Source organism: Rhizobium sp. NPDC090275, from assembly GCF_044772225.1.
GTDB lineage: Bacteria > Pseudomonadota > Alphaproteobacteria > Rhizobiales > Rhizobiaceae > Rhizobium.
Genome location: NZ_JBIVYL010000002.1, coordinates 704603 through 714866 on the forward strand (window position 1 = coordinate 704603; position 10264 = coordinate 714866).

The 10264-nt window shown below is 61.7% G+C and carries 12 protein-coding genes; 4 read left to right on the plus strand and 8 right to left on the minus strand.

All coding sequences use genetic code 11. From position 1 onward, the window contains the following. Nucleotides 1–29: 29 nt before the first annotated feature. Complete coding sequence (locus ACIQUB_RS07815; RefSeq protein ID WP_113235725.1) at nt 30–425, plus strand: RidA family protein; 396 nt, start codon at nt 30–32, stop codon at nt 423–425. A gap of 9 nt (nt 426–434) precedes the next feature. After that, nucleotides 435–800, plus strand: a complete 366-nt coding sequence (locus ACIQUB_RS07820; protein ID WP_113235724.1) for a VOC family protein — start codon at nt 435–437, stop codon at nt 798–800. A gap of 29 nt (nt 801–829) precedes the next feature. On the opposite strand, the gene ACIQUB_RS07825 is transcribed toward ACIQUB_RS07820, so the two are convergent. From ACIQUB_RS07825 to ACIQUB_RS07850, 6 genes are all read right to left on the minus strand, one after another. After that, a complete protein-coding gene (locus tag ACIQUB_RS07825) occupies nt 830–1411 on the minus strand; it encodes an NAD(P)H-dependent oxidoreductase (RefSeq protein WP_113235723.1) in 582 nt (193 codons plus the stop codon). Next, the gene (locus ACIQUB_RS07830; RefSeq protein WP_113235722.1) at nt 1408–2817 is read right to left on the minus strand and encodes an FAD-binding oxidoreductase; all 1410 of its coding nucleotides are present in this window, start codon (nt 2815–2817) and stop codon (nt 1408–1410) included. The genes ACIQUB_RS07825 and ACIQUB_RS07830 overlap by 4 nt, the downstream gene beginning before the upstream one ends. A gap of 1 nt (nt 2818) precedes the next feature. Beyond that, a complete protein-coding gene (locus ACIQUB_RS07835) occupies nt 2819–4132 on the minus strand; it encodes a cytosine deaminase (RefSeq protein ID WP_113235721.1) in 1314 nt (437 codons plus the stop codon). Then, on the minus strand, nt 4132–4974 hold the full coding sequence (locus ACIQUB_RS07840; RefSeq protein ID WP_113235720.1) for an ABC transporter permease: 843 nt from the start codon (nt 4972–4974) through the stop codon (nt 4132–4134). The genes ACIQUB_RS07835 and ACIQUB_RS07840 overlap by 1 nt, the downstream gene beginning before the upstream one ends. Then, the gene (locus ACIQUB_RS07845; protein ID WP_113235719.1) at nt 4974–5804 is read right to left on the minus strand and encodes an ABC transporter ATP-binding protein; all 831 of its coding nucleotides are present in this window, start codon (nt 5802–5804) and stop codon (nt 4974–4976) included. The genes ACIQUB_RS07840 and ACIQUB_RS07845 overlap by 1 nt, the downstream gene beginning before the upstream one ends. 66 nt (nt 5805–5870) lie before the next feature. After that, the gene (locus ACIQUB_RS07850) at nt 5871–6887 is read right to left on the minus strand and encodes an ABC transporter substrate-binding protein (protein ID WP_112944797.1); all 1017 of its coding nucleotides are present in this window, start codon (nt 6885–6887) and stop codon (nt 5871–5873) included. 183 nt (nt 6888–7070) lie between these two features. Between ACIQUB_RS07850 and ACIQUB_RS07855 the strand changes: the two genes are divergently transcribed. Continuing rightward, the gene (locus ACIQUB_RS07855; protein ID WP_113235718.1) at nt 7071–8021 is read left to right on the plus strand and encodes a LysR family transcriptional regulator; all 951 of its coding nucleotides are present in this window, start codon (nt 7071–7073) and stop codon (nt 8019–8021) included. A gap of 20 nt (nt 8022–8041) precedes the next feature. Here the strand turns inward: ACIQUB_RS07855 and ACIQUB_RS07860 are convergent, their stop codons facing one another. After that, a complete protein-coding gene (locus tag ACIQUB_RS07860; RefSeq protein WP_113235717.1) occupies nt 8042–8839 on the minus strand; it encodes a creatininase family protein in 798 nt (265 codons plus the stop codon). A gap of 210 nt (nt 8840–9049) precedes the next feature. After that, nucleotides 9050–9346, minus strand: a complete 297-nt coding sequence (locus ACIQUB_RS07865; RefSeq protein WP_113235716.1) for a hypothetical protein — start codon at nt 9344–9346, stop codon at nt 9050–9052. Between the two features lie 110 nt (nt 9347–9456). Here ACIQUB_RS07865 and ACIQUB_RS07870 point away from each other — a divergent pair, with 110 nt between their 5' ends. Next, a complete protein-coding gene (locus ACIQUB_RS07870) occupies nt 9457–10062 on the plus strand; it encodes a TetR/AcrR family transcriptional regulator (protein ID WP_113235715.1) in 606 nt (201 codons plus the stop codon). Nucleotides 10063–10264 lie beyond the last annotated feature (202 nt).

Genomic DNA, 10264 nt, shown 5'->3' on the forward strand with positions numbered 1-10264 from the left:
CCATAAAGAATTGCGAAATATAGGTTTTCATGAAGAACGCGATCAATCCCCCATCTGTTCGCAAGCCCTTTGGCAACTACAATCACGGCCTCCTCGTGCCGCCAGGCGCCTCGCTGCTGGTGACCTCAGGGCAGCTCGGCATAGCCGTTGACGACACCATTCCGGAAGGCGTCACCGCTCAGGCGGAACTCTGCTTCAAGGCAATCGGCACGATCCTGGAGGAGGCCGGCATGACCTATGCGGACGTGATCCGCATCTCCGGCTTCGTGACCCGCCGCGAGGACTTCTCGGCCTATATGGCGGTGCGCGACCGCTACACGCTCGACCCCAAGCCTGTCTCCACGCTGCTCGTCGTCGGCGGCTTTACGCGGGCGGAGTTTCTGGTCGAGGTCGAGGTGACGGCGGCGAAGGTGGTCACGCTGTAGGAGGTCGTATTGTCTGTTCAGCTGGGTGCCGTCGTGATCTACGCCAAAGACATAGAAGCTACCGTTGAATTTTACAAAAAACATTTCCTGTTCAGCATATTGAGAGACGATGCTGATAGAATAGTCGAGCTAGTGAACGAAAACGGCGGCAGCCGTATAATGGTTCATCAAGCGGGCAAGGCGGTGAGGCAGGGCCAGTCAGCAGTCAAGCTGGTCTTTGCGGTTGAAGATGTCGTTACCTTCTGCGCTGCTCGCGCAGCCGAGGGCCTGGAATTCGGTCCGGTGCACAAGGCCGACGGATACGTTTACGCCAATGCGCGCGATCCATCCGGAAATCCGATCTCGATTTCCAGCCGAGCTTTTCGCCAACGTTGAGCCGGGCAGGTAAGCAAGCCAGCGTTCCTCTAAAACCGCCCCATTGCCGTCTCGACCTTCCCCATGAATGCCGCCCTCGTTTCTTCCGTGCAGTTGTTCATGTCGTAGTGGGCGAGAAAGGTCACCGGGCGCACCGGATTGATCTGCGCCCTCAGCACCCGCTTGACGATCTTCTTCGGCGGATTGCCGGCGACGAAGGCGCGGAAAGGCGTGGCTCCATAGGTCAGCACCGCGCCGAGCTTGCGGATATGCCTGAGACGGGATTCCACCTTCCCGTCCACCAGTTCGAAGGACACGCCCGGCAGCCAGACGCGGTCGAAATAGCCCTTCAGGATCGCCGGGAAGCCGAAGTTCCAGATCGGGGTGACGATGACCAACCCCTCCGCCCGCTTCAGCCGCTCGACATGGTCCTTCACCAGCTCGGTATTCTCGGGATAGTCGTGGTAGACCAGCCGGTCATGCCGCGACAGAACGGGATCGAAATCCTCGGCGTAGAGGTCGCAGGCATCGACCTCATGGCCCGCCGCCTTCAGGCTCTCCAGCGTCTTTTGATAGAGCGCCTTGCCGTAGCTCGATTCCACCGGATGCGAGTGAAGGACCAGAACCCTCATGCGCTCTCCATCACCGAGGCTAGGCCCGGGAACAGATAGTTCTCGCCGGCGGAGAAATCGAAGTTGGGGTTCTCCCAGGCAATCATCTTGCCGGGGTTGAGGAGGCCCTTCGGATCGGTCTCGTGCTTGAAAGCGAGCTGCACCTTGTCCGTCTGCTTCATGCCGCCTTCCTCGAGCGTATAGCGGTGCGGATTGAAGATCGGGCAGCCATGGTCCTGGTGGATCTTGATGATCTCCTCCAGCCGCTCTTCCGTGGTGTAGCGCACCAGCGGCAGGCCTGAGCATTGGATCTGCCCGTCGAACTTGATGAACTCGAGATGGCCGGGTACCTCGTCACCGAAGATCTCGACCATCTTGGCGACCTTCGCCACATGGTCGGGGCCGGGATACTGGACCTGGAGATAGGTGTACTCGGGATCGACCTTGAGCGCGCGCAGCGTCGTGTGGTTCCAGGCGAGCTCATAGGCATGCGGAATGCCCTTCATGCTCTCGACCTTGTCGGAGCGGAAGATGATCTCGCCCTTCTGCGAGGCCGTAAACGCGGCGAAGGCGTCGATCGAATGCGGCGCCACCATCACCACCACGACCGACTGCGCCTCGCGGATATAAGGCTTGTGGCGTGTGAAGTAGCTGTAGGGGATGGGGGCGGCGATCGGGGCGATCTCCTTGGTCAGGATGCCGTTGCACTTCGCCAGCGCATCGGCGTAGCGCACGCCGTCCATGAACTGGTCATAGCCGACGAGCACGTCGACCCAGTCGTAGGCGGGCGCCAGCGGCATCTCGATCTCGGTGATGATGCCGTTGGTGCCATAGGCGTGGCTGACCTTCTGCAGGTCCCAGCCCGTCAGCTCCAGCACGCGCGGCTCGGCCTCCATGGTCACCACCCGCAGCCGGATGATGTTGCCGATATCGCGCAGGCCGCCCCAGGTGATCGATCCGACACCACCGGAGCCGCCGGCAATGAAGCCGCCGATCGTCGCCGTCTGCGCCGTCGAAGGATGGAAGCGCAGCTCCTGACCGGAATGCGCCTTGGTCTGCTTGTCGAGCTGGGCGATGATGATCCCCGGTTCGCAGATCACCCGGCCGGGATGGATTTCCTTGATCTGGTCCATGGCGGCCAGATTGAGAACGATGCCGCCGGAGAGCGGCATGGCCTGGCCGTAATTGCCGGTGCCGGCACCGCGCGGGGTGACCGGGACGCCGTGGGCGAACGCCACCTTCAGCGTCTGGATGACTTCGGCCTCGTTCTTCGGCGTGACCACCAGATCGGCGGTGACGCCATCGAGCTGCGCCTTCAGCACGGGGGAGTACCAATAGAAGTCCCGGCTCTTCTGGCGCACCAGCGCTGGATTGTCCTCGATGGCGATGCCTTCGAGTTCCTGTTTGATCTTCTGGTAATCCGGCATGTCAGGCTCCAACGACGCTATCGAGTTCACGGTAATCCGGCAGGCTGCGGTCGATGACCTTGCCGCGGCGTAGCACCACGCGGTCGGCCTGCGGACGGGATAGAAATTCGCTCCAGCGGCGGGCGCTGAAAAGCACGAGATCGGCAGGCAGGCCGACGGCGATGCGGCCCATATCCGGGCGTCCGGCGATATCGGCGGACGAGGTGGTCACGACGCGCGCGGCGCTGTCGAGCGGGTGGTCGAGCTGCAGGATGCGCACCGCCTCACGGAACACTTCGACTGGATCGAGATCGCCATAGGCATAGAAGGGGTCGCGCGTATTGTCGGAGGCAACGGCTGTCAGCACGCCTGCGGCATCGAGCTCCTTGAACAGCGTCACTCCGCGCCAGCGCGGCGTTCGATCGGGATAACGGTCCTGAAGGTACATGTTGCACATAGGCAGAGAAATGATTGAAATTCCTGCCTTTTGCACCAGCTCGATGGTGCGCTTGGCCAGCTCGTCGTCCTGTCTCGCCAGCGAGCAGCAATGGCCGGCCGTCACCTTGCCGGTGAAGCCGTTGCGCAGCACCGCCTCGGCGATCGCCTTCAGCGTCTCGGCGCCGGGATCATCGGTTTCATCGACATGCAGATCGACGTCGAGCCCATTGTCGGCTGCGGCCTTCAGCAGCGTATCGAGCTGCCAGGTGAGATCCGCGCTCATCTTGGTTACGCCGCCAAGCAGGCAGCCGGTGTCGCGAACGATTTGGACGAGCTCGGCGAAGTAGGCCTCGTTGACCATGTCGTCCATCGGAAACAGGGCCGCCGCCTGCAGCGCAATTTTGTCCTTCCAGGCATCGCGCACCTCGGCAAACACCTCGAATGAAATGCGATGCTGCGGCGAGGGCGAGTCCAGATGCGTGCGGATCAGGCTGGTGCCGTGCGCGTAGGCCGAGCGCAGCGAAAACTCCATGCGCTTGCGCACATCGGCCGCGTTCCAATGGGCTGCACGGTCGACACCGACGGAGGTCAGCGCGCCCATGAAAGTGCCGTCCGGGTTGCTGTTGCGCGCCCAGATATGGCCCTTGTCGAGATGCGTGTGCACATCGGCGAAACACGGCCAGACCATGCCATCGCGCATGTCCGATTTCGCCAACTCCTGCGGCGCCGAACCGGGCGGCAGGATCGCCGCGATCAACCCGTCCTCGATCACGAGATCGGCCTTCACCAGCCCCTCGGCAGCGACAGCCTCGTAACCCTCGACGGCGATATCGGGCAACGTGGCATGGCTGAGCACGAAGCGCGCGGAATTGGGCGGCGACATGAAGGAATAGGTCATCAGTTTTCCCGCTTCAGGCTGCTCTCATGCCAGCGGTGCAGGCTGAGCCAGGAGATGAATGAGGTGATCGCGAAGATCGCCACGCCGAGCAGCGACAGCATCAGCAGGGCGGCGAAGAGGCGAGGGATGTTCATGCGGTACTGTGCCTCGAGGAGACGGAAGGCCAGACCCGATCCGGCGCCTGCCGAGCCCGCAGCGAACTCCGCGACGACGGCGGCGATCAGCGCCAGCCCGCCGCCGATCCTGAGCCCCGTCATGAAATAGGGCTGGGCGGCCGGCAGCTTCAGATAGAGCAGCGTCTGCCAGCGCGAGGCGCCGTAGAGCTCGAAGAGGTTGATCAGGTTGTGATCCACGCTCTTCAGGCCCTGCACCATGTTCGACAGGATCGGAAAGAAGGCAACGAGAAAGGCGCAGATCAGCAGCGCCACCTGCGTCGACGGCGCATAGATGAGGATCAGCGGCGAGATCGCCACCACAGGCGTCACCTGCAGGATGACCGCCAGTGGATAGAAGGCGATTTCGATCCAGCGCGACTGCACGAGAAAGACGGCAAAGCCCACGCCGCCGATCAGCGCAAGGATCAGCGACAGAAAGGTGATCTTGGTGGTGACCCAAAGGGCAGGGGCGAGCGTCCCCCAATCGCTGACAAAGGCGCTGGCCACGGCCGCCGGCCCCGGCAGGATATAGGGTGGCACGCCCGACAGCTTGACATAGAGCCACCATATCACGACCAGCGCCGCAACGGTCAGCACCGGAACCAGGATCCGCAGCGCCAGATCGCGGCGGCGCGCGTTGATCGGTTTGGCAACCTCGATGGCGGGTGTCTCGGCGATATCGGCCATCAGTGGCCCTCCTTCGCGGCGTTGATCGCGCCGATCAGCGAGTGCGAGACCGTCTCGCAAGCCTGGCGGTATTCCTCGGAGGTGCGGTAGTGCGCGTCGCGCTCAAGACTGGTGACGAGCGGCAGATCGGCATGCACCCGTCCCGGCCGCGCCTTCATGACGACGATGCGGTTCGAGAGGTAGGCGGATTCGAACACCGAATGCGTGACGAAGATCACCGTGATGCCGGTCTCCTTCCAGAGCCGCAGCACGTCGTCGTTGAGTTTCTGCCGGGTGATTTCGTCGAGCGCCGCGAATGGCTCATCCATCAGGAGCAGCTTCGGCTTGGTCACCAACGCGCGTGCGATCGACACGCGCATCTTCATGCCGCCCGAGAGTTCACGCGGATAGGCTTCGGCGAAATCCTGCAGCCCGACCGTCGCAAGCACCGCCATGATTTCCGCGCGCGCCGCAGCTTTCGATACACCGCGCAGCTTCAACGGCAGGTGCACATTGTCGAACACGTTCTTCCAGGGCATCAGCGTCGGCTCCTGGAACACGAAGCTGATATCGCCCTCCGGCAGGCCGCGCGAGTTGATGCGCGAGCTCGGCCAGTCGATCGTCCCCGATGACACGTCGCCGAGCCCGGCCATGATCCGCAGCGCCGTCGATTTCCCGCAACCGGATGGTCCAAGCAGGCTGATGAACTCGCCGCTCTCGACCGTCAGCGTCATGCCGGAAAGCGCGACCGTGCCGCTGGAAAAGACCTTGGAGACCTGCTTCATCGCAACGAGCGGCCGCCTGCGCGCTTCGGCTGGTATCGCTGACGGGGTGGGCTGCGATGAAGTCATGAGGTCCGTTCGTTTCCTGGGTATGCGATGGACCTCCTCTCCACACGGGAGAGGAGGAAGCCCGACTTACTTCTTCAGCGCCATGCCCACGCCCTTGCAGACGTATTTGGTGGTGAACGCCTTGGTGTAATCCGTGTCTGCCTTCAGCACCTTGATGCCGACCATCTCGTCGAAGAACTTCTTGTAGTGCGCGTCGGTCATGCAGCCGATGCCCTTGTCCAAGGCTTCGCCGGATTCGACGATCCCGTATTCCTTCATCTTGGCGATGGAATAGGCGATCTGACCATCGGTCATCTCGGGATTGTCTTTCTTGATCAGTTCGTTGGCCTTGGCGTTGTCGCCATAGAGATAATTGTACCAGCCCTCGATCGAGGCGTCGACGAAGCGCTGCACCACGTCGGACTTGCCGTCGATCATCGCCTGCGTCGTGGTGATCGCCGTGGAGTAGGGGCTGTAGCCGTTGTCGGCGAGCAGGAAGACCTTTGGCTCCCAGCCGGTCTGCTTCTGGATCTCGTAGGGCTCGGACGTCAGGTAGCCCTGCTGCGCCGAGGACTTGTCGGCGATGAAGGGGCCGGGGTTGAAGTTATAAGGCTTGTACTGCTCGTCCTTGAAGCCGGAATAGTTGGCCTTCATCCACTCGAAGAAGGTGAGATAGCCATCCTTGCCGAGAAACAGCGTGTTGAGTTTCGCCAGATCCTCGAACTTCTCGACGCCGGCGTCTGGATGCGCGATCAGCACCTGCGGGTCCTTCTGGAAGATCGCCGCGACATCGACCAACGGAATACCCTGCTCGACGGCCGTCAGTTCACCCTGCGAGCTACCCATGTAGAAGTCGATCTTGCCGGAGATTAGCAGCGCCGAGTTGGCCGCATTCGGCCCACCCTGAACGATCGTTACATCGAGACCATGCTTGGCGTAAGTGCCGTCGGCAACCGCCTGGTAGAAGCCGCCATGCTCTGCCTGCGCCAGCCAGTTGGTGCCGTAGCTCACCTTGTCGAGCGCGTAGGAGGGAGCAGCCGCGCATAGCGCCGTTCCGAGACCGAGCAGCGCCGTAAAAGCCATAGTCTTCAATGCATTGGACATGTCAGCCATTCCCCTTTCAGGCCAAGGAGCGTCTTCGACAGCGCTCCATTTCTTTCATTTGAGCGATTGCTTTGCTGTTTGAAAAGCATCAAAATTCGTGCGCAACGATGCCTTTTTGGCATCTCATGAAGCGTCTGTTTCTAATTTGTGCGCGACGCTTAAAATAGATGCACCGAGGGTCGAATGCTGCACTCCAGAAAGCTCCAATACATCGACGAGATTGCCCGCTCCGGCTCGATCCGCAAGGCCGCCGCGCGCCTCAATGTCGCATCCTCAGCCATCAACCGGCAGATCCTGGCGCTCGAGGAGGAAATCGGAGCGCCGCTCTTCGAGCGACTGCCGCGCGGGCTGAGACTGACGGCCGCAGGCGAGCTGTGCATCGAGCATATCCGCGAGGTCCTGAAGAATTACGATCGCCTGGAAGGTCGCATCCGCAGCCTGAAGATGCAACAGGCCGGCAAGGTGCGACTGGTGACGACGGTGGGGCTTGCATCGGGGCCGCTTGCGGAAATCATCGCGCGCTTCCAGACCGAACATCCGCGCGTCTATTTCCAGATCAGGAACGACGCCGGCACGACCACGGTCAATCCGGTTCTCTCGGGCGAGGTCGACATCGGCCTCGGCTTCAACATTCCGGCCACGCCAGGCATTCGCTCGCTCGGAAGCTTCGACATCCCGATCGGTATCGTACTGCCGCCAGGCCACTGGCTGATCGGCGACGGACCGATCAATCTCGGCGATGTCGTCCAGGAGCGCCTGCTTCTGGCGCAACAAGGCACCAGCCTGCGCGACGTCATCAATCTGGCGCTGGCGCGGCTTGATGTGTCCGTCGAACCGGTGCTGGAGAGCAACGCGTCGGAAATGCTGAAGAAATTGGTGAAATGCGGGGCAGGGCTGACCATGTTGAACCCGCTCGACGTGGTGACCGAGTGCCGCGCCGGCGAACTCGTGTTCCGCCCGATCGCCGAGCCGCATGCCCGCCATCAGCCGATGAAGCTTTTCGCCCGCGCTCGCGCACCGCTGGACGCCGCCACCAGCCTGTTCGTCGAATACCTGCTGGCCGAGCTTGCGGGCCTCGTTCACGAGCTGCAGGACAAGGGCCACATCGCGCCCGACAGATCAGTCTGCGCGTGACGACATGTCCGCCTGGTGGCCTATTTGCTGTAGAGATTGGAGAGCGGGTAACGCTTGAGGTCTTCAAGCATCTCGACGAAGCCCTTGACCTGATGCCGGCAGATCGCCTCGCCCTTTTCGGCGGTGCCGCGCGAGGCATCGCCGACCACGCCGTTCGGATTGAGATCATGGGCGATCCAGGCAAGCGAATGCGGCGGCAGCGGCTGGATGAACTTTGACTGTTCGCGCATCCATTCGGCCCTCGACCCGAAGTTCTCGGCCTTGTCCATCCGCACCAGATCCGGCCGGAAATGCAGCATCAGCGACGTCTCGACCTCACCGCCGTGAATGCCGTAGCGCGTCTCATGCTCGCTGATCATTCCATCAGGATGGCCGAACCGGCCCCACTGCGTGGAGACCACAGCCATCTGGTAACGCACCCGGAGCTCGCGCGCGACGATGCTCATGATATCGACATTGCCACCATGCGAATTGACGATCACCATCTTGCGCAAGCCGGCTTCCGCCACCTTCGCGCCGATCGCGGTCCAGACGGGAATGAGCAGTTCGGCACTGAGAGACAGCGTGCCCGGGCCATAGACATGCTCGTTGGCCTTGCCGATCTCCTGGGTGGGCAGCACCAGTATATCGAGATCGCTAGGCCGCTGGCGGCGCAGTTCCTGCAGCATGCCGTTGGCGATGGCCACATCGGTCGCAACAGGCAGATGCGGCCCATGTTGCTCCGTCGAAGCGATCGGCAGGATGGCGATCGTGGTGTCGGCGGACAGCCCGGCGAAATCGTAGGTGTTGAGCTCGTTCCAGTAAAATGGGGTTGCCATCGCCGTGTCCTCTTCGATCTGGTGGACATTGACTAGGCCTTAAGCCGGCATGCGAAAAGCATCAATTTGCGTTCGTGCCGATGCCTTTTTGCGAGAGATATGCACGACCGGGACGGAAGATGGCGCGTCACGACGCAAAGGCCGGGCAGGTCGCGCCGCCCGGCATGCCCGTGTGGATGGATCGTTCGGAAAATGGCGGTCCGCCCGTCTCTACCGCTGAGGACGCGGCATGCGCAGCACATACCAGCCGAAGTGCCGCTGGATGGTTGGCGTCACCAGAAACACGATCAGCGACACCATGACGGGCGTGATGACCAGCGTTCGGTGCCACGTCTCCCAGGTGCTGGTGAGCGGCATCAGAATATAGAGCAGCGTGGTGATCAGCGGATAGACCGCGATGATCAGCAGGAAGGATAGGCGAAACCGGCACGGTCTAGGCAGCCGGTGCGGCGGCGGCTTGCCCGTATCGCCCGAAGACGCGGCGGTATCGTTGTGGTCGGCGCTCATGATTTTCCCCTCTTATAAGAACGCATCGTTTCGATGAAACCATAACGAACCGATACGTTTCATTCAAGCCTGCGTTGTGCTACGAAAACCAGGGATAACGGAGGAGTTTCATGACATCGACACTGATGGCCGAGCGACGCACCTCGATCGGCGCGCAGCGCAATCCGGCCAGCCAGGAAGCGATCCTGAAGGCGGCCGCCGACATTCTGCGCGAGACAGGATTGAGCGGCTTTTCGATCGAGGCCGTCGCTAGGCGGGCGCACGCCGGCAAGCCGACGATCTATCGCTGGTGGTCGTCGCGCGCAGCACTTCTGCTCGATGTCTACCATGATCAGAAGCACGTTGAGCCGGTGCCCGATACAGGATCGATCGAAAGCGACCTGTTCGCCTTCGTCACGGCGCTCTTCGACTACTGGCGCGACAGCGAGGCCGGCTCGATTTTCCGCTTCGTCATAGCCGAAGCCCAGAGCGACGCCACGACCTCATCAGCGCTCAGAGCCTACATGGCCGAGCGCATCGACCAGACCGCCGAACTGGTGCGCCGCGCAACGAGCCGCGGCGAGATCAACGCCGACGTCGATCCGGAACTCACCATCGAACTCCTGGCCGGCTTCGCCTGGGGCCGCTTGCTGACCGGCCGGGAGGATGTGGATCCCGAGCAGCTCCACAAACTCATTCGCCAGATGGTTCGGGGATTGCGCGGCGACGGTGATTAAGGTGAGGTGCGATGAAGTGAAGTGGTGGGTTGCTGAGCATTTCGAGCCAGTTTCACGCATCCGCATACATCTGATTGTTCCATAATCTATCTTATGCGATATTTGTATGTAAGGGCTATTTAGTAATGCGACAGTTGGGCCAGTTAGAGATGCGACAGTCTCGCCTCTCGACGCACTGGTCAAAGCCAACGTTGGGAGCAAG

Coding starts and splice junctions, on each gene's coding strand:
- ACIQUB_RS07815 (WP_113235725.1), top strand. CDS start 30: ATGAAGAACGCGATCAATCCCCCATCTGTTCGCAAGCCCTTTGGCAAC.
- ACIQUB_RS07825 (WP_113235723.1), bottom strand. CDS start 1,411: ATGAGGGTTCTGGTCCTTCACTCGCATCCGGTGGAATCGAGCTACGGC.
- ACIQUB_RS07830 (WP_113235722.1), bottom strand. CDS start 2,817: ATGCCGGATTACCAGAAGATCAAACAGGAACTCGAAGGCATCGCCATC.
- ACIQUB_RS07835 (WP_113235721.1), bottom strand. CDS start 4,132: ATGACCTATTCCTTCATGTCGCCGCCCAATTCCGCGCGCTTCGTGCTC.
- ACIQUB_RS07840 (WP_113235720.1), bottom strand. CDS start 4,974: ATGGCCGATATCGCCGAGACACCCGCCATCGAGGTTGCCAAACCGATC.
- ACIQUB_RS07845 (WP_113235719.1), bottom strand. CDS start 5,804: ATGACTTCATCGCAGCCCACCCCGTCAGCGATACCAGCCGAAGCGCGC.
- ACIQUB_RS07850 (WP_112944797.1), bottom strand. CDS start 6,887: ATGTCCAATGCATTGAAGACTATGGCTTTTACGGCGCTGCTCGGTCTC.
- ACIQUB_RS07855 (WP_113235718.1), top strand. CDS start 7,071: ATGCTGCACTCCAGAAAGCTCCAATACATCGACGAGATTGCCCGCTCC.
- ACIQUB_RS07860 (WP_113235717.1), bottom strand. CDS start 8,839: ATGGCAACCCCATTTTACTGGAACGAGCTCAACACCTACGATTTCGCC.
- ACIQUB_RS07865 (WP_113235716.1), bottom strand. CDS start 9,346: ATGAGCGCCGACCACAACGATACCGCCGCGTCTTCGGGCGATACGGGC.
- ACIQUB_RS07870 (WP_113235715.1), top strand. CDS start 9,457: ATGACATCGACACTGATGGCCGAGCGACGCACCTCGATCGGCGCGCAG.